At 72.3% G+C, this 20,780-nt stretch carries 18 protein-coding genes; 11 read left to right on the top strand and 7 right to left on the bottom strand.

All coding sequences use genetic code 11. The annotated features are described in order from the left end of the window. Position 1 precedes the first annotated feature (1 nt). The 4 genes from OG309_RS02635 to OG309_RS02620 form a co-directional block, all read right to left on the bottom strand. Positions 2-871 (bottom strand): N-formylglutamate amidohydrolase, encoded by an 870-nt coding sequence (locus OG309_RS02635; protein ID WP_329418010.1) that lies wholly within the window; start codon positions 869-871, stop codon positions 2-4. Positions 872-987: 116 nt separating this feature from the next. Continuing rightward, complete coding sequence (locus tag OG309_RS02630) at positions 988-1,947, bottom strand: aldo/keto reductase (RefSeq protein WP_329418008.1); 960 nt, start codon at positions 1,945-1,947, stop codon at positions 988-990. A 163-nt stretch (positions 1,948-2,110) separates the two neighbouring features. After that, a complete protein-coding gene (locus OG309_RS02625; RefSeq protein WP_329418006.1) occupies positions 2,111-4,390 on the bottom strand; it encodes an MMPL family transporter in 2,280 nt (759 codons plus the stop codon). 147 nt (positions 4,391-4,537) lie between these two features. After that, positions 4,538-4,993, bottom strand: coding sequence for an Lrp/AsnC family transcriptional regulator (locus OG309_RS02620; protein ID WP_329418004.1), 456 nt, complete (start codon positions 4,991-4,993; stop codon positions 4,538-4,540). Positions 4,994-5,086: 93 nt separating this feature from the next. On the opposite strand from OG309_RS02620, the gene OG309_RS02615 reads away from it, so the two are divergent. The 3 genes from OG309_RS02615 to fusA all read left to right on the top strand — a co-directional run bounded on the left by OG309_RS02615 (position 5,087) and on the right by fusA (position 8,692). Next, a complete protein-coding gene (locus OG309_RS02615) occupies positions 5,087-5,884 on the top strand; it encodes an LLM class flavin-dependent oxidoreductase (RefSeq protein ID WP_329418002.1) in 798 nt (265 codons plus the stop codon). Beyond that, positions 5,881-6,321, top strand: a complete 441-nt coding sequence (locus OG309_RS02610) for a nucleoside deaminase (protein ID WP_329418000.1) — start codon at positions 5,881-5,883, stop codon at positions 6,319-6,321. The genes OG309_RS02615 and OG309_RS02610 overlap by 4 nt, the downstream gene beginning before the upstream one ends. A gap of 322 nt (positions 6,322-6,643) precedes the next feature. Next, a complete protein-coding gene (gene fusA / locus OG309_RS02605) occupies positions 6,644-8,692 on the top strand; it encodes an elongation factor G (RefSeq protein WP_329417998.1) in 2,049 nt (682 codons plus the stop codon). 108 nt (positions 8,693-8,800) lie between these two features. Here fusA and argG read toward each other — a convergent pair whose 3' ends face one another. Next, the gene (gene argG, locus OG309_RS02600; RefSeq protein ID WP_329417996.1) at positions 8,801-10,255 is read right to left on the bottom strand and encodes an argininosuccinate synthase; all 1,455 of its coding nucleotides are present in this window, start codon (positions 10,253-10,255) and stop codon (positions 8,801-8,803) included. A 167-nt stretch (positions 10,256-10,422) separates the two neighbouring features. On the opposite strand from argG, the gene yddG reads away from it, so the two are divergent. Next, positions 10,423-11,376 (top strand): aromatic amino acid exporter YddG, encoded by a 954-nt coding sequence (yddG, locus tag OG309_RS02595; RefSeq protein WP_329417994.1) that lies wholly within the window; start codon positions 10,423-10,425, stop codon positions 11,374-11,376. 15 nt (positions 11,377-11,391) lie between these two features. On the opposite strand, the gene OG309_RS02590 is transcribed toward yddG, so the two are convergent. Continuing rightward, positions 11,392-13,170: a B12-binding domain-containing radical SAM protein gene (locus OG309_RS02590; RefSeq protein ID WP_329417992.1), complete on the bottom strand. Its 1,779-nt coding sequence runs from the start codon at positions 13,168-13,170 to the stop codon at positions 11,392-11,394. A gap of 350 nt (positions 13,171-13,520) precedes the next feature. On the opposite strand from OG309_RS02590, the gene OG309_RS02585 reads away from it, so the two are divergent. The 5 genes from OG309_RS02585 (at position 13,521) to OG309_RS02565 (ending at position 18,944) form a co-directional block, all read left to right on the top strand. Beyond that, positions 13,521-14,612, top strand: coding sequence for a sugar ABC transporter substrate-binding protein (locus OG309_RS02585; protein WP_329417990.1), 1,092 nt, complete (start codon positions 13,521-13,523; stop codon positions 14,610-14,612). Positions 14,613-14,627: 15 nt separating this feature from the next. Next, positions 14,628-15,446, top strand: coding sequence for an ATP-binding cassette domain-containing protein (locus OG309_RS02580; protein WP_329417988.1), 819 nt, complete (start codon positions 14,628-14,630; stop codon positions 15,444-15,446). Beyond that, positions 15,443-16,774 carry a sugar ABC transporter permease gene (locus OG309_RS02575; protein WP_402545227.1) on the top strand — a complete coding sequence of 444 codons (1,332 nt, stop codon included), beginning with the start codon at positions 15,443-15,445 and terminating at the stop codon, positions 16,772-16,774. Before OG309_RS02580 ends, OG309_RS02575 begins: the two co-directional genes overlap by 4 nt. 69 nt (positions 16,775-16,843) lie before the next feature. Then, complete coding sequence (locus OG309_RS02570) at positions 16,844-17,452, top strand: GNAT family N-acetyltransferase (protein WP_329417986.1); 609 nt, start codon at positions 16,844-16,846, stop codon at positions 17,450-17,452. A 346-nt stretch (positions 17,453-17,798) separates the two neighbouring features. Further along, on the top strand, positions 17,799-18,944 hold the full coding sequence (locus tag OG309_RS02565) for a PP2C family protein-serine/threonine phosphatase (RefSeq protein WP_329417984.1): 1,146 nt from the start codon (positions 17,799-17,801) through the stop codon (positions 18,942-18,944). Between the two features lie 20 nt (positions 18,945-18,964). Here the strand turns inward: OG309_RS02565 and OG309_RS02560 are convergent, their stop codons facing one another. After that, positions 18,965-19,513 carry a GNAT family N-acetyltransferase gene (locus tag OG309_RS02560; protein ID WP_329417982.1) on the bottom strand — a complete coding sequence of 183 codons (549 nt, stop codon included), beginning with the start codon at positions 19,511-19,513 and terminating at the stop codon, positions 18,965-18,967. 110 nt (positions 19,514-19,623) lie between these two features. On the opposite strand from OG309_RS02560, the gene OG309_RS02555 reads away from it, so the two are divergent. Both OG309_RS02555 and OG309_RS02550 read left to right on the top strand, forming a co-directional pair. Next, positions 19,624-20,040 (top strand): hypothetical protein, encoded by a 417-nt coding sequence (locus OG309_RS02555; RefSeq protein WP_329417980.1) that lies wholly within the window; start codon positions 19,624-19,626, stop codon positions 20,038-20,040. A gap of 115 nt (positions 20,041-20,155) precedes the next feature. Then, positions 20,156-20,776, top strand: coding sequence for a DUF998 domain-containing protein (locus OG309_RS02550; RefSeq protein WP_329417978.1), 621 nt, complete (start codon positions 20,156-20,158; stop codon positions 20,774-20,776). Positions 20,777-20,780 lie beyond the last annotated feature (4 nt).

Here is a 20,780-nt window from a genome sequence, read left to right as displayed (position 1 = left end):
TTTACGCTTCGCCCGGTTCTCGGCCCGCTGATGCCCGGGGCCCTCGGGGCGCCCGGAGGGCCTGACCGCTCACGGCGTCGACCAGTTCGGCCAGGGCGGCGCCCAGGGCCCGTACGCCCGGGCCCGCGGGGCCTCCCGGTTCGGTCATGTACCGGTCGCGGCGGATCTCCACCATGAGGGCGCTGACGCGCGGATCGCGGCCGTAGTGGGCCAGCGGCACGTAGGTACCGGCGAAGGGACTGTCGGTGCCTACCTCGCCGAAGCCCGCGAAGGCCTTCCGCGCCGCCGCGAGCAGCGCGGGCGGCGTGTGGAAGGCGTCCGTGCCGAGGCAGACCGGCGGGCGGGGGCCCTCGCCGTGCAGTTCGTACGGGAGGGTCTGCGTCGGGTACGAGTGGACGTCGACGATCACGGCACGCCCGACCGCCGCGAGGCGCCCGGCGACCGCGTCGGTCATCGCCCGCGCGTAGGGGTCGAAGTAGCGGTCGATCAGCGGCGCCGGGTCGAAGCCGGCCGGGCGGAGCGCGGCGCGGTGCGTGGTGCGGGTGTAGACCGCGCCCATCCCGACGGACAGCATCTCCTCGCGCTCGTCGGGGAACCGCTCGGGGTCGACGACCAGCCGGGAGAGCCGGTTGACGAACCGCCAGGGAGCCGCGCCGGCGCGCGCCGCCGCCTCGGCGGCGATGTCCTCGGTGTGGGCGTCGGTGATGTGGTCCAGCTCGCGCGCCAGTTCCTCGTCGCCGAGCACGATGCCGGCCCGCACCTCGGCCGGGACCGTGCGGGAGGAGTGCGGCACGTGCAGCAGGACGGGCGAGTCCGCCGCGCCCGGGAGGAGCCGGTAGGAGGAGGCGGTCTGCGGCGAACGGTCGGTCATGTTGCCTTTCCTGGGCGCGAGTCCGGCGGAGGTCCGGCGGGAGCTCGGGGCGCGTTCGGGGTGAGTGAGGAGTGAGTTCGGAGGGCGTCCGATGGTCGGCGGGGGGAAGCGCGGGGCTACGGCAGGGCCGCCCCGCGGGCCGTGGTCCACAGCGTGTACCACTCCTCGTGGCTCAGCAGCGGCTCGCCCAGTGCCGCGTCCCGGCAGGCGCGGACGCGGGCCGGGTTGGTGGTGCCGATGACCGGCACCACGTGGGCCGGGTGCCGCTGGAGCCACCACAGGACGACGGTCTCCGGCGTCGTGCTTTTGGCCTCGGCCAGTTCGGCGACGAGGGCGGCGGTGGCGTGCTCCTCGGCGGTCTCCTGCCGGCCGGTGAACCGCCCCTGGGCCAGCGGGCCCCAGGCCTGGAGGGCGATCCCGTGGGCGAGGCAGTGCTCGACCGTGCCGGCGGGGAACCCGTTCGCCGCCGACGCCGGGGTGTTCACGAGCACGCCGTCCTCCAGCCAGTCCCGGCGCAGCAGGCTCATCTCCAACTGGTTGGCGGTGAGCGGCAGGCTCAGGTGGTCCTGGAGCCGGGCGATCTGGGGCGCGTTCATGTTGGAGACGCCGAACCGGCGTACCAGCCCTTGCCGGTGGAGCGACTCCAGGGCCTCCGCGACCTCGGCGGGGTCGGCGAGGGGGTCGGGCCGGTGCAGCAGGAGCACGTCGAGGACGTCGGTACGGAGCCGGGTGAGGCTCTCCTCGACCTTCCGCACGATGGTGTCGCCGCGCAGGTCGTACATCCCGGGCCGCCCTTCCTCGGCGAGCCGGATGCCGCACTTGGACTGCAGGGTGATCCGCTCGCGCAGGCCCGGCGTCCGGGCCAGCACCTCGCCGAAGACGGCCTCCGCCTTGCCGTGCCGGTAGATGTCGGCGTGGTCGAAGGCGGTGATGCCGCTGTCCAGGGCGGCCTCGACGGTCGCCTCGGCGGCGTCGATGTCGGCGGCGGTGTAGGGGCTCGGGTCCCAGCTTCCGCCGAGGCCCATGCAGCCGAGGACGAGGTGGTCGGGGCGGGGGGAGGTCTGATGTGCGGTCACCGGGCCAGCCTGTCACAGGCCCTTCGCCGCCCCCAGGCCATTTCCGCCTCGCAGGCCGTTCACGGGCCCACGCGCTCGCCCGGCCCGCACCGCTCACACGGCCCGCGCGCCGGCGTCCTCCTCCCCCCCGCCCCCGATCCCCCCACCCGTCCGGCCGGGCCGCTCAGCTGGGCCGGACGGGCGTCTCTGCGTCGCGCTCCAGCGCGGCCTCACCCTCGGTGTCCAGGTGCGGCAGCAAGCGGTCGAGCCAGCGCGGTGTCCACCAGGCGCGGGCGCCGAGCAGGGTCATCACCGCGGGGACCAGGAGCAGGCGCACGATCGTGGCGTCGATGAGGACGCTCGCCGCGAGGCCGAGGCCCAGCATCTTGACGACGATGTTGTCGGAGATGATGAACGCCGCGAACACGCTGACCATGATCAGCGCGGCGCAGGTGATCACCCGGGCGGTGATCTCCAGCGCGTGCGCGACGCTCGCCTTGGAGTCGCCGGTGCGCAGCCACGCCTCGCGCACGCGGGACAGCAGGAAGATCTCGTAGTCCATGCTCAGGCCGAAGACGATCGCGAACATCATCATCGGTACGTAGCTCTCGACGGGCACCTTGCCGGAGACGCCGAGCGCCGGACCGCCCCAGCCCCACTGGAACACGGCGACGACCACTCCGTACGAGGCGGCGATCGACAGCACGTTGAGCACGGCCGCCTTGACCGCGACGAGGAGGCCGCGGAACACGGTCAGGATGACGAGGAAGGCGAGTCCGACCACGACGGCGATGATCAGCGGCAGGCGGCTGGAGACGATGTCCAGGAAGTCGACCTGCGCGGCGGTGGTGCCGGTGACGTAGGTCTGGGCGTCGGTGCCGGCGACGGCCTGCGGCAGGACGTCGTCGACGAGGTGGTCGGTGAGCCGGGTGGTGCGCTCGTCCTGCGGGGCGGCGACCGAGTAGGCCGTGCCGATCAGCACGTCGCCGTCGGGTGTGGTCTGGAGCGGGGTGATGGACGCCGCGTCGGGGACGTTCGTGAGCGCCTTCTGGAGTGAGGTCGCGAGCGCGGCACGATCCGCCTGGGGCACGGCGGTCTGGTCGACCACGAGGGTCAGCGGCCCGTTGGCTCCGGGCCCGAAGGCGGTGGAGATCAGGTCGTAGGCGCGCCGGTCGGTGAACGACTTGGGGTCGGCGCCGTCGCCGATGTGCCCGAGCTGGATGAAGAGCAGGGGGATCGCCAGGATGACGAGGGTCACGACTCCGCAGGTGAGGAAGGTCCACGGGCGCCGTTCGACCCGCTGGGCGTAGCGGTGCCAGGTGCCGTGCGCGGTGGCGCCCGGCTCGGCGTCGGTCTCGGCGACGGGCTTGCGGACGTGGTAGCGGTCGATGCGGCGGCCGACGAGGCCGAGCATGGCCGGGACCAGGGTCAGCGCCGCGAGCACGGCGGTGACCACGGTGAAGGCCGCCGCGAGCCCGAGTTTCCCGATGAAGGTGACGCCGGAGACCCACAGGCCGGACAGGGCGATGATGACGGTGCAGCCGGAGACCAGGACGGCCCGGCCGCTGGTGGTCGTGGCGAGACCGGCGGAGTCGGCGGGATCGTGCCCGTCCATGATGTTCTGGCGGTGCCGGGTGATCAGGAAGAGGGCGTAGTCGATGCCGACGCCCAGGCCGATCATGGTGGCCAGGGTCGGGGAGACCGTGCCGAAGGTGAACGCCGCCGCCGTCAGACCGAGCAGCGCGAGCCCGCAGATCGCTCCGATCAGCGCGGTGACCAGCGGGAGGACGGCGGCGATGACGCTGCCGAAGCCGATCAGGAGGACGACGATGGCCACCGCGAAGCCGATGGCCTCGCTGGTGCGGTCGTCGGGGGCGGGCCTGGCCAGTTCGCCGAGCGTGCCGCCGTACTCGACGGTGACGCCCGCGTCGCGGAGCGGCTTCACGGCGGTGTCGACGCTGTTGAGGTAGTCGGTGCCGAGGGTGGACGGCGGGACGCTGAACCGCACGGTGATGTACGCGGTCTTGCCGTCGGTGGACAGCGGCCCGGTGTTGGGCACCGAGGACGGGGTCGTGGGCGGCGGAGTGCCCGGCGGCGGCAGCGGGTTCTGGGCGCTGAGCACGTCGGGGAGTTTCTGCAGCGAGGCGACCGCCGAGTTCACGGCGGACGCTTCCGAGGTGAGCGGCTGCGAGGGGTCGTTGAGCACGATCTGGGCGCCGTATCCGCCCGCGGCGGGGTCGTGCGCCTGCAGGACGGCGAGTCCGTCGGCCGACTGCACGCCGGGAAGCGTGAAGTTGTCGGAGTACTGACCGCCGACCGCCCGGTTGGCGAACTGCAGACCCACGAGTGCCGCCAGCCACAGGACGATGACGACGACGAAACGTCGGGCACACCAGTGCCCGAGCCGGTAGAGGGCACTCTTACGCCGTGCGAGCCCGCTCGTGGCGGGGTCTTTTGCGCTCATGACGTGGGCCACGTTCCGTAGGGGAGTCCCCGAGCGGAGGCGGCGGCTCCAGCACGTCCTGCCGTACGGCCTCCTTGGCTCGTGCCTCCTCAGCCAATTGTTCGCCCTCGCGGACGCGTCGGCATCTCGGGCCCGCGTGCCCCCGCCTCACGGCCGGTCGGGCCCCCGGAACGGCAGCGTCTGGCTGTAGACGACGCTGGTGGTCGTGGAACCGAAGCCGGCCAGCTCGTCCATGAGCGTCTCCAGGTGCGCCATCGAGGTCGCGGCCACCTTGAGGGTGTAGCAGTCGTCGCCGGTGGTCCGCAGGCACTCCAGGATCTCCCGCCGCTCGGCGAGCAGGCTGCGCAGCGGCTGGTGGCGGTTGCCCGGGTACTTCAGACGGACGACGGCGAGCACCGGATAGCCGACCTTCGACAGGTCGACCGTCGCGTGGTAGCCGGTGATGACCCCCAGCGCCTCCAGTTGGCGCACCCGCTCCGTGGTGGCCGAGGGGCTCAGGCTCACCCGGCGCCCCAACTCGCTGAGCGAGACCCGGGCTTCCTGCTGCAACTGGGCGATGATCGCCCAGTCGACATCGTCGAGGTCGTCGAGGTTCGTCGTCATGGCGCGACCCTACCGGGAAATCCACGGGAGAACGGTGCCAGCACAGGGAGAACGGTCTTCAGTCGTCCTTGATCGCCGGGATAGCCTCCGGGCATGCAACTAGGCGTCAACGTACCGAACTTCGGCCCGGGGACCGATCCCGGGATGCTGCGCGACTGGGCCCGGGTCGTCGAGGGCCTCGGCTTCGACCTGCTCATGGTCTCCGACCACGTGGCGGTCACCCCGGACGTGGCCGAGCGCTACCCCGAGCCGTTCTACGAGCCGTTCACCACGCTGTCCTGGCTGGCCGGCGTCACCACCCGGGTGCGGCTCGGCACCACGGTGCTGATCGTGCCCTACCGGCATCCCCTCCTGGTGGCCCGCATGGCCGCCAACCTGAACGCGCTCAGCGGAGCCCGCCTCGTGCTCGGCGTGGGCGTCGGCTGGGCCCGGCAGGAGTTCGAGGCGCTCGGGGTGCCCTTCGCCCGGCGCGGCCGGATCACCGACGAGCACCTCGCCGCCCTGCGCGAGGCCGGCATCGGCCCCGTACCCCTGTGGGTCGGCGGCAACAGCGAGGCGGGGATCCGCCGTGCCGTCCGGTTCGGCGACGCCTGGCACCCGCTGCGGGGCACCCTGCCCTGGATGCGCGCGGTCGTGCGGAGCCACGAGCTGCCCGGGTTCGCGCCCCGCATCGCGCTGCGCCTGACCACCGCCCCCGTCGACGACCCCGAGCGGCTCGCCGGGGTCGGCACCCTCGAACAGGTCCTCGACGACCTCGAACAGCTCCGACTGCTCGGCGCCGGGACCGTCGTGCTCGACCCTTACCACGGAGACCCCGAGGCCACCCGAAGGCCGCACACCGCCTGGCGGGACCTCACCACCCTTGCCGCACACCGGAGGACCGCCTCATGATCAGCCCCGCCGACGAGAAGCTGCTGCGCCGCGCCGTCGAGGTCGCCGCCCGAGCCGTCGCCCTGGGCGACGCTCCCTACGGCTCCCTGCTCGCCGGGCCCGACGGCACCGTCCTCGCCGAGGCCCACAACACGGTGCGGCGCGACGACGACATCACCGCCCACCCCGAACTCAAGCTGGCCCGCTGGGCGGCGAGCGAACTCGACCGGGAGACGGCCGCCCGCACCACCCTCTACACCAGCTGTCAGCCCTGCGGCATGTGTACGGGAGCCCTCGTGCGCTCCGGCGTCGGCCGGGTCGTCTTCGCGCTGGCCACGGAGCAACTGATCGCGCTCAACCCGGAGTCGGGAGCCTGGCCCGCCGTCCCGCAGGACGGCCCGGCCCTGTTCGACGAGGCGCGCCGTCCGATCGAGGCCTACTACGGGGCGCGGGACTGAGCTCCGGACCGGCCGCCGGAAAACCGTTGTTCTCCCGGGCCCGCTTCTCCCTACACTCCCCGAAGCGGGCCGGCAGGTCCGACCCGTCACGACCGCAGAGCCACGAAGGGAGCCGACCATGCGTGCCCACGCCGCCGCCGTCGTCTCCCGTGCCCGGTACGACGTGATCCTGGCCTCTTCGTCCGTCCGGTGCCGGCTGCGCGGCCGACACCGCTGACCCGCGACGAAGACGGATCCACGCACCTCTCACCACCCTTCCGCGTGCCCGCCGTCACGGGAATCGCGCTGCCCAGCCACCGCTTCGCAGCGAAAGACCACCACCATGCGTACCACCCGTATCGCCCGTACCGCTCTCCGCAACCTCGGCATCCTGGCCCACGTCGACGCCGGCAAGACGACCCTCACCGAGCGGTTCCTCTTCCTCACCGGCGCCGTCCACAAGCGCGGCGAGGTCCACGACGGCACCACCGTCACCGACTTCGACCCCCAGGAGCGCGACCGCGGCATCACCATCTCCGCCGCGGCCGTCAGCTGCGACTGGGCCGGGCACCGGCTGAACCTCATCGACACCCCCGGGCACGTCGACTTCTCCGACGAGGTCGAACGCGCGCTGCGCGTCCTCGACGGCGCCGTCGCCGTCTTCGACGGCGTGGCGGGCGTCGAGCCGCAGAGCGAGTCGGTGTGGCGCCAGGCCGACCGGCACGGGGTCCCGCGCATCGCCTTCGTCAACAAGCTGGACCGCGCGGGCGCCGACCTCGACACCGCCGTGCACTCCCTGCGCACCCGGCTCGGCACCGTGCCGCTGCCCGTCCAGCTCCCCATCGGCCGCGAGGCCGCCTTCACCGGCGTCGTCGACCTGGTCCGCATGCGGGCCTACGAGTGGCCCGACGGAGCCGACACGCACACCGACGGTCCCGTACCCGCGGACCTGCGGGACGAGGCCGAACGCCGCCGCCGGGAGCTGACGGAGACGGTGGCCGAACTGCACGCCGCCGCCCTGGAGGAGTACTGCGAGCACGGCACGCTCACGGACGCCACCCTGGCCGCCGCACTGCGGGACCTCACCCTCTCCGGCGAGGGCGTCGTCGTGCTGTGCGGCTCCGCCTACCGCAACCGCGGGATCGAACCACTGCTCGACGCCGTCGTCGCCTACCTGCCCGCGCCGACGGACCTGCCGCCGGTCCGCGGGGAACACCCCGCCGACCCGGAGGCACCGTTCACCGCGCTCGCCTTCAAGGTGAGCGCCACACCCACCGGCCGCCTCACCTACCTCCGCGTCTACGCGGGAACGATCCGAAAGGGGGACACCGTGCTCGACACCACCGCGCGCCGCACCGAACGCATCGCCCGGATCCTGCGGGTCCAGGCCGAACGGACGACCGAGGCGGACCACGCCGAGGCCGGCGACATCGTCGCCGTCGTGGGCCCCAAGACGGCCCGCACCGGTGCCACGCTCTGCGCCCCCGACGCGCCGATGCTGCTCGAACCGCCCGTCTCCGCAGACCCGGTCGTCTCCGTGGCCGTCGAGGCCCGGCGCGGCCTCGACACCGAACGGCTCGCCACCGCGCTGGCCCGCCTCGCCGAGGAGGACCCGTCGCTGGTGGTGCGCACCGACCCGGAATCGGGCCAGACCGTCCTCTCCGGACTCGGCGAACTGCACCTGGAGGTCGCGGTCGAACGGCTGCGCCGGGCCCAGGGCCTGGAGGTCACGGTGGGCCGGCCCCGCGTCGCGTACCGGGAGACCGTCGCCCGGGGCGTCACGGGTCTCGTGTACCGACACGTCAAACAGGACGGCGGCGCGGGCCAGTTCGCCCACGTCGTCCTCGACGTGGCGCCACTGGAGGACGCGGCGGGAGAGGAGGCGGGGGAGCGGCAGGATTCCGGGACGGCGGAGTTCGTCTTCCGCTCGACGGTCACGGGCGGGCGCGTCCCGCAGGAGTTCGTCCGTGCGGTCGAGGCCGGCTGCCGTGACGCCCTGGCCGAGGGCCCGCTCGGCGGACATCCGGTGACCGGCGTCCGCGTCACCCTCACCGACGGGGCGACGCACGTGAAGGACTCGTCCGAGCTCGCCTTCCGGGCCGCCGGCCGCTTCGCGCTGCGCGAGGCGCTCCGCGAGAGCGCGATGACGCTGCTCGAACCGGTCGCGGAGGTCACCGTGACCGTGCCCGACTCGGCCGTCGGCACGGTCCTGGGCGACCTGTCCGCCCGGCGCGGCCGGGTCACCGACTCGACCACCCGGGGCGGCACGGCGGTCCTGACGGCGACGGTCCCGCTCGCCGAGCTCTTCGGCTACGCGTCCCGGCTCCGCGGCCGCACCCAGGGCCGCGGCACCTTCACGACGCGCCCGGCGGGCTACGCCCCGGCCGGCTGACCCGCCCCCCACCGGCGTCCCGGGGCCGAGCGCCCCGGGACGCCGAGAGACCGGCCCGACGCCCTGGGCGTCGAGCCGGTCTCCGGGGTGCTGCCGGGTGGTGCGGGATCAGTCCGTGCCGGACTCCATCGCGGCGCGGTCGAGCAGCTCGTCCTCCGCCGAGACCTCGCCGCGCGAGGCGATGGCCTCGGCGCCGCCCTCGGGCATCTCCGGCATGGTGCCGATCAGACCGGTCGCGGCGGCCTGGGCGGCGCCGATCGCGGGGCTGCCGGTGCCGATGAGGCCGAGACCGGCGTACTGCTCCAGCTTGGCGCGCGAGTCGGCGATGTCGAGGTTGCGCATCGTGAGCTGGCCGATGCGGTCCGTGGGGCCGAAGGCCGAGTCCTCGGTGCGCTCCATGGACAGCTTGTCCGGGTGGTAGCTGAAGGCGGGGCCGGTGGTGTCGAGGATCGAGTAGTCCTCGCCGCGCCGCAGCCGCAGGGTCACCTCGCCGGTGACGGCCGCGCCGACCCAGCGCTGCAGGGACTCGCGCACCATCAGCGCCTGCGGGTCCAGCCAGCGGCCCTCGTACATGAGCCGGCCGAGGCGGCGGCCCTCGTTGTGGTACTGGGCGAGGGTGTCCTCGTTGTGGATGGCGTTGACGAGGCGCTCGTACGCGGCGTGCAGCAGCGCCATGCCCGGGGCCTCGTAGATCCCGCGGCTCTTGGCCTCGATGATCCGGTTCTCGATCTGGTCCGACATGCCCAGGCCGTGGCGGCCGCCGATGGCGTTGGCCTCCATGACCAGGTCGACGGCGGAGGCGAACTCCTTGCCGTTGATGGTGACCGGGCGGCCCTGGTCGAAGCCGATCGTCACGTCCTCGGCGGCGATCTCGACCGACGGGTCCCAGAAGCGGACGCCCATGATCGGCTCGACGGTCTCGACGCCGGTGTCCAGGTGCTCCAGGGTCTTGGCCTCGTGGGTGGCGCCCCAGATGTTGGCGTCGGTGGAGTACGCCTTCTCGGTGCTGTCCCGGTAGGGGAGGCCGTGGGCGAGGAGCCACTCCGACATCTCCTTGCGGCCGCCGAGCTCGGTCACGAAGTCCGCGTCGAGCCAGGGCTTGTAGATCCGCAGGTGCGGGTTGGCGAGCAGACCGTAGCGGTAGAACCGCTCGATGTCGTTGCCCTTGAAGGTCGAGCCGTCGCCCCAGATCTGGACGTCGTCCTCCAGCATCGCCCGGACGAGCAGCGTGCCGGTGACGGCGCGGCCGAGCGGGGTGGTGTTGAAGTAGGCACGGCCGCCGGAGCGGACGTGGAACGCGCCGCAGGCGAGCGCGGCCAGGCCCTCCTCGACGAGCGCGGCCCGGCAGTCGACCAGACGCGCGATCTCGGCACCGTAGGCCTGGGCGCGGCCGGGCACCGACGCGATGTCGGGCTCGTCGTACTGGCCGATGTCGGCGGTGTAGGTGCAGGGCACGGCGCCCTTGTCGCGCATCCACGCGACCGCGACCGAGGTGTCGAGACCGCCGGAGAAGGCGATGCCGACGCGCTCGCCGACCGGGAGGGAGGTGAGGACCTTAGACATGGCAATATTATGCATCAAGACGCATGGTCATGCAAAGCCCGTCTCGGAATCCCGTCCTCCGGCCCGCCGCGTGTCCGGAAAGAGGGGGTGCGGGTGGTGCGCCGCCTCGTGGCTCCCCGATAGTCGTCGTCGGGCAGCAGCACCGGACCCGAGGGACTGGGGAGCACGTGGACGCACAGGACGCGCGACAGCAGGTCGTCACCTCCGTGGACGGCCCCGGTGACGCCGGCCCGGCCGCCGGCCCGGCGCGCCGCCTCAGGGCGACCGCGGTCGGCGGCGTGGCCGTGCTGCTGTGGGCGTCGCTCGCCCTCTTCACCACGCTCACCGGGCGGATCCCGCCGTTCCAGCTCACCGCCATGGCCTTCGCCGTCGGCGGGCTCATCGGGCTGCCGCGGGCCCTGCGCGGCGGCGCCGCCCTGGCGCGGGGGCTGCCCGCGGGCGCCTGGGTGCTGGGGATCGGCGGACTGTTCGGCTACCACTTCTTCTACTTCCTGGCCCTGCGCAACGCCCCGCCCGTCGACGCCGGCCTCATCGCCTACCTGTGGCCGCTGCTGATCGTCGTGCTCTCCGCGCTGCTGCCGGGCGAGCGGCTGCGCTGGTGGCACACGGCCGGCGCGGTGCTCGGCCTCGGTGGCACCTTCCTGCTCGTGACCGGCGGGCAGGGCGTGCACTTCCGCGGCGAGTACCTGCTCGGCTACGCCGCGGCGGCCGTCTGCGCCGTGGTGTGGTCGGTGTACTCGGTCGCCAACCGGCGCTACCCACAGGTGCCGACCGACGCGGTGGCCTTCTTCTGCCTGGCCACCGCCGCGCTGGCCGGCGTCGCCCACCTGCTCTTCGAGACCACGGTCCGCCCCGACGGCTGGCAGTGGCTCGCCGTGCTCGCCCTGGGCGTCGGCCCGGTCGGCGGTGCCTTCTACGTCTGGGACCACGGCACCAAGCACGGTGACATCCGGCTCCTGGGTACCGTGTCCTACTTCGCCCCCCTGCTGTCCACGGGTCTGCTGGTCGCGACGGGACGGGCCGGGGCGAGCTGGCCCGTCGCCGTCGCCTGCGTGCTGATCACCGGCGGCGCCATGCTGGCCTCGGCCGAGGCCCTGCGCTCCGCGCGCCGCCGGACATAGGGGGTCGGCGGCCGGTCAGGCGTCCACCGGCCACGTCCCCCGGCGGACCATTTCGGTCACCTTGTCGGCGCCGTTGGCCCGCACGAGGAGCTCCAGGCGCATCCGCTCGATGTCCTCCGCGCTCCACTTCTCCGTGGCCATCGTCGCCTTCTCGTGCGACCAGCCGTTGTCGTAGTGCCGGACGACGTAGTCCTTCTGGAAGTCCCACATCTTCGTACCCGGCAGCGGGGTGACGATGAACGGGTTCGCGTACGCCATGCCGTGGTCCATCAGCGTCACCGCGTAGTCGATGGTCTTCTCGATCTGCTCCAGCGACTCGATGTACGGTTCGGCGCCGGGCCGTTCGGGCGGATTGACGAAGCCGAGCATGAATCCGCCGGTGACCTGGATCCCGTACTCCGTGAACATCTCGACGATCTCGCCGGTGGCCTGCTGGAAGGCGTTGAGCCGCGGCTTGCCCGACTGCTCCAGGCTGTCCTCGTTGGCGCTCTCCACCGCGAGGTACACGCTGTAGCAGCCGCCGTCCGCCATCGCCTTGATGAGGTCCCGGCAGGTCAGCCCGCCGCGCATCGCGGCGAGCACGTTCCGGAAGTTGGGGTTGCGCCGCTCCGACTCGGCCATGGTGGCGGCGAACTTCTCGCCCAGGTGCAGCAGCACCAGGTTGAACAGGCTCAGGCCGCCCTCCTCGACCCACGGCAGGTCGTGCTTGCGGAGCAGCTCGAAGACCCGCATCGCGTACAGCGGATCGTGCAGCAGATGGTCGTCCTCGATGAGGACCTCGGTCACGCCCTGCTTGCTGATCTCCCCGAGGTGCAGGTCGAACCAGTCGGTGCCGAGCGCTCGCCACGGCCCGTTCACCATGGGGATGTAGCAGAAGTCGCAGCCGACGTTGCAGCCGATCGTCGAGAAGATCTGCGCCCACGAGCCGTGCGCCCGGACCCGCTTGCCGGAGGAGTGGTACGCCTGCTCGTACTGGCGCATGTCCAGCAGTCCGAAGTCCGGCAGCGGCATCATGCCGAGCCGCTGGTCCAGCCCCTGACGCTTCGGCAGGATCCGCATGTACGGGGAGGAGGCCGTCGTCCGGACCACGGCGCCGTCCGCGCGGCGGTACGCGAGGCCCGGTACGGCGTCGATGTCCCCTCCCTCCTCGGTCAGCGCCTGCAGCAGCGCGGTGAACGTCTGGTCGGCCTCGTTGATGACCACGTGGTCGAAGGGGGAGTCGGGCACCGAGTAGCGCCAGTCGCCGCTGGGGTGCGCCCCGCCGGTGACCGTCACGAGGGACGGATCGATCTCCTTGACCAGGTCGGCGAGGGCCCGGGCATTGCCCCACTGGACGGTGTAGATGCACTGGACGCCGACCACGTCAGGGTCGAACTCCTCGATGATCGCGCGGAGTTGAGCGTCGTCGAGGCCGTAGCGGACCAGGTTGCTGCCGCCCCCGAGGTCGACCAGGTGCCGTTCCTGTTCCCAGCCGGCGAAGGGCGAGTCGACGATCTTGACCTCGAAGCCGGAGAGCCGGGCGTTGGTGGCGATGCGCAGCAGGCCGATCGGGGTACCGGCCCGCTTCATGACCTCGAAGGTGTCCAGGCCGAGAGCCCGGAAGCTGCTCCGTTCCGGAGAGGGCTCCACCACCCGCGTGTAGGAGGGCACGAGCAGCAGGACGCGCGGCGACTCGCCGCGGGCGCGCCGCCGGGTGCCCGAGACCGACGTGCGCAGGGAGGGCCGGCCCAGGTGCCGCAGCGGCGCCCGCTGCGGGGCGCTGGAGAAGGCGACGGAGGGGTTTTCGATGAGCACGGGCGAAGGGGAAACGTTTCGCGACACGAGCGCTCCATCTGTCCGATGCGAATGGACAATGAGCTCAGATCGTGACTCCCGGCGAACCGTCGGGTCGGTGTTTCCGCGGTCATTGGCGTGAATTCACGCGCCTTGCCGCCCCCTGCGTCCGAATCCGATGGAAAGTCCGGTACGGGACGTGACGCCGCGGCCACCCCAGGTGAAACGGAACTCCGTCCCCGAATTCCGCGCGCCGAGCGCGAATGGTCGCCGCTGGTGGTTGGGTCTAATGTCGAGATATGGCCAGAGGTGCGCCCGCGCCCCCGCGGTCTCGGCAGGCGGACTCGCGCGGCGTGCGAAAGGAGCCTCCCATGACCCGTACATTGCGCGCCGCGATAGCCCTGGCGGGGACCGCGGCGCTCTCCCTGGGAGTGGTGTCGACCAGCGGGGCACTCCAGCCGGCGTCCGCGCCGACGAAGGCCGAAGAGGTGAAGATCGGCCTGCTGCTCCCGGAGAGCAAGACCACCCGGTACGAGAAGTTCGACCGGCCGTACATCGAGGCGAAGATCCAGCAGCTGGCGCCGGGCGCCCAGGTCGACTACTACAACGCCGCCGAGAGCGCCACCACCCAGCAGCAGCAGGTCAACACCGCGCTCGCCAAGGGCGACAAGGTGCTGATCCTCGACGCGGTGGACGCCAAGTCCATCCAGTCCTCCGTGCAGAAGGCCCATGACGCGGGCGTGAAGGTCGTGTCGTACGACCGCCTCGCGCAGGGTCCGGTCGACTCCTACGTCTCCTACGACAACCGCGAGGTCGGCAGACTGCAGGGCCAGGCGCTGCTCGACGCGCTCGGCGCCAAGGCGCAGAGCGGCGACATCGTGATGCACAACGGGTCGCCGACCGACCCCAACGCGGCCGAGTTCAAGGCCGGTGCGCACTCCGTGCTCGACGGCAAGGTGACGATCGGCAAGGAGTACGACACCCCCAACTGGGACCCGAACAACGCCAACCAGCAGATGTCCGGTGCCATCAGCGCACTCGGCAAGGACAAGATCGTCGGTGTCTACTCGGCCAACGACGGCCTGGCCGCCGGTATCTCCACGGCTCTCAAGTCGGCAGGCCTGAACGTGCCGTTGACCGGACAGGACGCCCAACTCGACGCCATCCAGCGGATCCTGCTGGGCACGCAGACCATCACCATCCAGAAGCCGTACAAGCCCGAGGCCGACATCGCCGCGACCATGGCCGTCGACTTCGCCCAGGGCAAGTCGCTGCCTGCCGACCTGGTTCCGGTCACCAAGACCAGCGGCAGTGGCGAGAAGGTGCCGTCCAACCTGCTCAAGCCGGTCGTCGTCAACAAGGACAACATCAAGGACACGGTCGTCAAGGACGGCATGTACACGGTCCAGGAGATCTGCACACCGACCTATGCGGCAGCGTGCAAGCAGGCCGGCCTGACGTAGTCGGAGGCGGTGGAATTGCCGGAAGAACCTGTGCTGACACTGAGGGGGATCTCCAAGCGGTTCGGCGCGGTCCAGGCCCTGTCGGAGTTCGACCTGGAGGTCCACCCCGGTGAGGTCGTCGCCCTGGTCGGCGACAACGGCGCCGGAAAGTCGACCGCCGTCAAGACGATCGCCGGGGTCAACCCGCCCGACGAGGGCGTCATCGAGTGGCAGGGGCGGCCGGTCACCATCGGCCGCCCGCACGACGCCCAGAACCTCGGCATCGCCACCGTGTACCAGGACCTCGCCCTGTGCGACAACCTCGACGTGGTCGGCAACCTCTTCCTCGGCAGGGAGCTGCGCCACTTCGGAGTGCTCGACGAGGTCCGCATGGAGCAGCGCTCCCGCGAACTGCTCGACACCCTGTCCATCCGCATCCCCAGCGTCCGCATCCCGGTGGCCTCCCTCTCCGGCGGCCAGCGGCAGACCGTGGCGATCGCGCGGTCCCTCATCGGCGACCCCAAGGTCGTCATCCTGGACGAACCGACCGCCGCGCTCGGCGTGGAGCAGACCGCCGAGGTCCTCGACCTCGTCGAACGGCTCCGTGTCCAGGGCCTGGGCACCATCCTCATCAGCCACAACATGGTCGACGTGATGGCCGTCGCCGACCGGATCGCGGTGCTCCGGCTCGGCCGGAACAACGGGTTCTTCGACAAGCGCTCCACCACGACCGAGGAGATCATCTCCGCGATCACCGGAGCCAGCGACAGCGCCGTCACCCGCCGCCAGGCCCGCATCCGCGAGGAGCGGGAGGCGCGCGGCGAAGGCGGCGGGCGTCGGGAGGAGGAACGATGAGGCGCGCCGGAGACCCCGAGGACCGGGACCGTCGGTTCGACGGCCCCGCGGGCGGCGGCGAACGCGCCGCCGCCGACCAGGCGGCGCAGCGGACCGCCCCCGAGGCGATGCCCGCCGTCGACAGCCGGCTGATCGTCCGTGAGGAGGGGCTGCGCGGTTACGCCACGGAGTTCCGCCGCAAGCTGCGCAGCGGCGAACTGGGCTCGCTGCCCGTCGTCGTGGCCGTCATCATCATCTGGACGGTGTTCGGCAGCCTCAACAGCGCGTTCCTCTCCGCGCAGAACCTCTCCGACCTCAGCCAGCAGATCGTCGGCACCGGCATGATCGCCGTCGGCATCGTCTTCGTCCTGCTGCTCGGCGAGATCGACCTCTCCGTCGGCTCGGTCAGCGGCCTGTGCGCCGCGCTCTTCGCCGTGCTGAACGTCATCAACGGCATGAACCAGTGGCTGGCGCTGCTCGTGGCGCTCGTCGGTGGAGCGGCCGTCGGGCTCATCCAGGGCTTCTTCTTCGCCAAGGTGGGCGTGCCCGCCTTCGTCGTCACCCTGGCGGGCAACCTCGCCTGGAACGGCCTCATGCTGCAGGTGCTCGGCAGCAGCGGCACCGTCAACATCCCGAGCGAGAGCGTCGTCTCCAAGCTGTACTCGACGATCTTCCACAGCCCGGCGACCGCCTACGTCGCCGCGGGCGTCGGGGTCGGTCTGTTCCTGCTCGCCTCGCTGCTCGACGCCAAGCGCCGCCAGGCGGCCCGGGTGCCGTTCCGGCCGGTCGCCGAGATCGTGCTGCGCACCGTCGTGATCGGGGCGATCGCCTTCGCCACCGCGTACATCCTCAACCAGTACCAGGGCCTCCCGCTGGCGCTGCTCATCTTCCTGATCCTGCTGGTCGTCGTGGACTTCGTGCTGCGGCGCACCCGGTACGGGCGCCAGATCTTCGCGGTCGGCGGCAACATCGAGGGCGCCCGGAGGGCCGGCATCAGCGTGCCGTTCATCCGCATGAGCGTCTTCACGATCTCCGGTCTGATGGCGGCCGTCGGCGGGCTGTTCCTGGCGGGCCAGATCCAGTCCGCGAGCCAGACCTCCGGCGGTGGCAACCTGCTGATGAACGTCATCGCCGCCGCCGTCATCGGCGGCACCAGCCTGTTCGGCGGCCGGGGTTCGGTGTGGTCGGCGCTGCTGGGCTCGCTGGTCATCGGCTCGATCCAGTCGGGCATGAACATCATGGGTGTCAGCAACGCCGTCCAGTTCATGATCACCGGTTCCGTGCTGCTCGCCGCCGTGGTCGTCGACTCGCTGTCCCGGCGCAGCCAGAAGGCCGCGGGACGCGCCTGACGAGAGGTCGCTCCGGGTGGGGGGGACCCCGCCCGAGAGTTCAAGATCATCTCGTGCAGAATGAGCCGCATGACCATGACGAACATACCCAAGACGGCCACGGTCGACGACGCTGCACTCATCAGCGCCATTCTGACCAGCGCCTTCGACGACGACCCGATGATGCGCTGGTTCTTCCCGGAGGACGCCTCCCGCGCGGCCTCGCTGAGCCGCTACTTCACCACGATCTTCACCCGCCAGTACGTCCACCACGGCGTGTGCGAGCGCACCGACGCGGCCGTCTCGTTCTGGGTGCCCGCCGAGGCGCAGGAGAAGGCCGTGCCCGACGCGGACACGATCGAGGAGCTCAAGAGCATCCTCGGCGACCGCGTCGCGCAGTTCGGTGCGGCCGTCGAGACCGCCGCCGCGCACACGCCGCAGGAGCCCCACTGGTCCCTGTCGCTCATCGGCGCCGACCCGGCCGCCCAGGGCCAGGGCCACGGCGCCGCGCTGCTGCGCTCTGGCCTGGCCCAGGCCGACGCGGCCGGCATGCCGGTCTACCTGGAGTCCTCGAAGGCGGCCAACCTCCCCGTCTACGAGCACTTCGGCTTCACCGTGCGCGAGGAGGTGCCGCTGCCCGGCGACGGTCCGATGCTCTGGGGCATGTGGCGCGAGCCGCGCCGTCCGGCCGACGCGTAGCGGGAGCGGCGAACGCCCCGGAGGCCGCCATGGGACTCCGGGGCGTTCCCGTGCGCTGCGGAACGAGCCGCGGCGGACCGTTCGTCACCGGCGCGTCCCAAGGGAGTTGGGGTCGTGTCGTGCATCCGCCGTCCGCTGCGGTCGACGCCCCGATGAGCACGGATGAAGCGGACAGCGGACAGCGGACAGCGGGCAGCGGACGGTGCAAGGCTGATGCCGGTCATGGGCCGTCAGCGGCCGACGGGCGGAAGCTGCGGGCCCGGGCCCTCGGGTGCGCGCACGCGCGTGCCGCGCCGTGAGTCGGGGCAAACGGGACATACCTCAGCGCCTGGGGTAGGCCTTTCACATGGATCCCCACCGGCAGGCATCCGCCGTCCCCCGCCTCAGCCGGCGCGGCGGCCGACTGCTGCTCGCCGTGCCGTTCGCGATCATCGCGGTGGTCACCGTCGTGGACGTCCTGTCACCCCCCGACGTGCACCTGGGGCCCTTCCTGATCGCCGCCCCCGCCGTGACGGCCTCGTTCGCGGGCGCGCGCATGACCGCCTTCGTCGGCGCGGTCGCGGTGGCCGCCCAGTCGGTGGTGGCGGTCGCGCGGACCAGCATCACCGACCTCAACCACACCTACCAGATCATCGCGCTGGTCCTGATCTCGGTCATCGCGACCTTCTTCGCCCACCTGCGCGAGCGGGACGAGGAGAGGGTGCGGCGGCTGCGCTCCATCGCCCACGCCGCGCAGAGCGTCGTCCTGCGCCCCCTGCCGCACCGCGCCGGACCGCTGCACATCGCCTCCGTCTACCTCGCGGCGGAGGAGGAGGCGCAGATGGGCGGCGACCTGTACGCGGCGGCCCGCACCGCCGACGGGACACGCCTGCTGATCGGGGACGCCCGCGGCAAGGGCCTCGACGCGATCGGCGAAGCCTCCCTGGTCCTGGGCGCCTTCCGGGTCACCGCCCGCCGCGAGCGGGAGCTGCCGGACCTCATCGGACACCTGGAGGCGGGCGTCGGCTCGGCCGAGGTGACCGACGAGGACCCGGGCACGGGAGTCGGCGCCGAGCAGGCCGACGACACCTCGGACGAGGCCTTCGTCACCGCGCTGGTCCTCGACATCCCCGACCGCGAGCCCGTCGTGCGGCTCGTCAACTGCGGGCACCCGCCGCCGCTGCTCCTGCGCCGGGGCCGGGTGATCCCCCTCGACACCGCCGACGCGAGCCCCCCGCTGGGCCTCTCCGACGTCCTCGCGCCCGCCGTCACCGTGGAGACCTTCCCCTTCGACGCCGGCGACGTGCTGCTCCTCTACACCGACGGGGTCGTCGAGGCCCGGGACGCCTCCCGCGCCTTCTACCCGCTGACGGAGCGGCTCACCGCCTGGGTCGGGGACGACCCGCCGACCCTGCTGGGCCGCCTGCGCGCCGACCTCCAGGCGTACGCGGGCGGCCACCTCGGCGACGACGCGGCGCTCGTCGCCGTCGAGCGCCTCGCCCCGGAGCCGTAGCCGAAGGCACCGCGTACGGCTCAGACCTCGGGGAGTGAGTGGTGGGGCGTCCACGGCCGCGGCGCGTTGACGGCCCAGCGCTCGTGGTCCCGCCAGTCCCCGTCGATGTAGAGGTAGCCGGGCGACATCCCCTCGTACCGGAAGCCGAGCCGTCGGACCAGGGCCAGCGACGGCTCGTTCCCGGGCTGGATGTTGGCCTCCAGCCGGTGCAGCCGCAGCTCGGTGAAGGCGTGTTCCAGGACGAGGGCGATCCCCTCGGACATGTACCCGTGGCCCGCGGACGGCGCGAAGGCCGCGTAGCCGAGGGACGCCCCCTGATAGCGCCCCCGGATGATCGAGTTGATGTTGACCATGCCGGCGGCGGCGCCGGTCTCCCGGACCCGGATCAGGAAGCCGCGGTTGGAGGCGTCGTCGAAGCGGCGCATCCAGACCCGGAACTCCTCCGCGGTCGCGGGCAGCTGCATCCACGGCCCGTACAGCTCGGTGCTGGCGCGCACGAGCGCGCAGAACTCGTCCTCGTCGGACAGGGTGAGCGGGTGGAGTTCGACCCGTGGCGGAAAGTTGACCATGGGCCCACGTTAGGGGACCCCCGGACGGCGCGTGCCGCCACCGTGCCCGCCGCGACCGCCACGGCCCCGGGAGCGCAACCGCGAGCGGCGCGCCCGCGTCCCTGCCGGGTATGAGCGACGAACCGGCGCCGGACGGGCGAACACCCGATGACGGAACGGCCCATGACACGGCGTCCGCCGACGGCACCACCGCCGAGAGCACCGGCGGCTGTCTGCTGACCGCCGCGGGAGCCCTCGCGGCACTGGTCTACTGGGCCCCGCGAGCCTCCTTCAGCATCGACGGCGGATTCGAAGGGCACGCCCGCGACCTGAGCGTGGTCTTCGTGGACCTCCCGCTCATCCTCCTCGGCGCCACCGTGCTGCCCCTCGTCGCCTGGCTGCTGACGCTCCGCCGGAGGCGCCGACCGCGCGGCCCCTGGACGGCCGCCCTCACCGCCCTGCTCGCCCTCGCCCTCTTCCTGTACGGCGTGGACGCCTGCTGGGAGCCCCGGCAGCTCCCCGACCCCGGCTACCGGGGCGGGCTCTGAGCATCCGCCGGGGGAGGGAAGGAGGGAGGGCCCGGCGCGTACCGTTCGGACCCACCTGACCACGCGAGCGCGCCGGAGGAACGCCGCGGCCCACCGCCGTGGTTACGGTGGGGCGATGCGACGAGTTCCCCGGTGGGCCCTGATCTCCTCGGGGTGCGCCCCGGTCCTCCTGATCGGCGGCTGGACGATCGCGGGCCTGCTCCACGGCCCCGGCTACGACCCCGTCACCCAGACCATCAGCGTCCTCGCCGCGTACGGGGCACCGGGAGCGTGGGTGATGACCGGCGGGCTGTTCGGCCTCGGCGTCTGCCACCTGGTCACCGCCTGGGGGCTGCGGGCCGCCGCCCTCGCCGGACGCGTCGCCCTGGCCGCCGGCGGCGTGACGGCGCTGGTCGTCGCCCTGCTCCCCGCACCCCTCAGCGGAGGCTCGCTCCGGCACGGCTCGGTCGCGGCCGCCGGCTTCGCCTTCCTGGCGCTGTGGCCGGTGCTCGCCGCCGACCGCGCGGGACCGGCGCCGTGGGGCCTGAGGCCGGTGCCCGCCGTCGGCGTGACGGCACTGATGGGGCTCGGAGCGGGCTGGTTCCTCGTCGACATGCAGCGGCACGGCGCCGTGGGCGTCGCCGAGCGCCTGGTGACCTGCCTGCAGTCCGTCTGGCCGCTGGTGGTCGTGGTCTCCTGCCTGCTGTACGGGAAAGGCGGACACCGGCCCCCGAAGGGCCCGGCGTCCGCCTCCTGATCCG

This window comes from Streptomyces sp. NBC_01268 (genome assembly GCF_036240795.1).
Classification (GTDB): domain Bacteria; phylum Actinomycetota; class Actinomycetes; order Streptomycetales; family Streptomycetaceae; genus Streptomyces.
This window is presented reverse-complemented; position numbering and strand designations above follow the sequence as displayed.

Excerpts from the sequence above, each read along its gene's own strand:
- OG309_RS02635 (WP_329418010.1), bottom strand. The coding sequence starts at position 871 with ATGACCGACCGTTCGCCGCAGACCGCCTCCTCCTACCGGCTCCTCCCG.
- OG309_RS02625 (WP_329418006.1), bottom strand. The coding sequence starts at position 4,390 with ATGAGCGCAAAAGACCCCGCCACGAGCGGGCTCGCACGGCGTAAGAGT.
- OG309_RS02620 (WP_329418004.1), bottom strand. The coding sequence starts at position 4,993 with ATGACGACGAACCTCGACGACCTCGACGATGTCGACTGGGCGATCATC.
- OG309_RS02615 (WP_329418002.1), top strand. The coding sequence starts at position 5,087 with ATGCAACTAGGCGTCAACGTACCGAACTTCGGCCCGGGGACCGATCCC.
- OG309_RS02610 (WP_329418000.1), top strand. The coding sequence starts at position 5,881 with ATGATCAGCCCCGCCGACGAGAAGCTGCTGCGCCGCGCCGTCGAGGTC.
- fusA (WP_329417998.1), top strand. The coding sequence starts at position 6,644 with ATGCGTACCACCCGTATCGCCCGTACCGCTCTCCGCAACCTCGGCATC.
- argG (WP_329417996.1), bottom strand. The coding sequence starts at position 10,255 with ATGTCTAAGGTCCTCACCTCCCTCCCGGTCGGCGAGCGCGTCGGCATC.
- OG309_RS02585 (WP_329417990.1), top strand. The coding sequence starts at position 13,521 with ATGACCCGTACATTGCGCGCCGCGATAGCCCTGGCGGGGACCGCGGCG.
- OG309_RS02575 (WP_402545227.1), top strand. The coding sequence starts at position 15,443 with ATGAGGCGCGCCGGAGACCCCGAGGACCGGGACCGTCGGTTCGACGGC.
- OG309_RS02570 (WP_329417986.1), top strand. The coding sequence starts at position 16,844 with ATGACCATGACGAACATACCCAAGACGGCCACGGTCGACGACGCTGCA.
- OG309_RS02565 (WP_329417984.1), top strand. The coding sequence starts at position 17,799 with ATGGATCCCCACCGGCAGGCATCCGCCGTCCCCCGCCTCAGCCGGCGC.
- OG309_RS02560 (WP_329417982.1), bottom strand. The coding sequence starts at position 19,513 with ATGGTCAACTTTCCGCCACGGGTCGAACTCCACCCGCTCACCCTGTCC.
- OG309_RS02555 (WP_329417980.1), top strand. The coding sequence starts at position 19,624 with ATGAGCGACGAACCGGCGCCGGACGGGCGAACACCCGATGACGGAACG.
- OG309_RS02550 (WP_329417978.1), top strand. The coding sequence starts at position 20,156 with ATGCGACGAGTTCCCCGGTGGGCCCTGATCTCCTCGGGGTGCGCCCCG.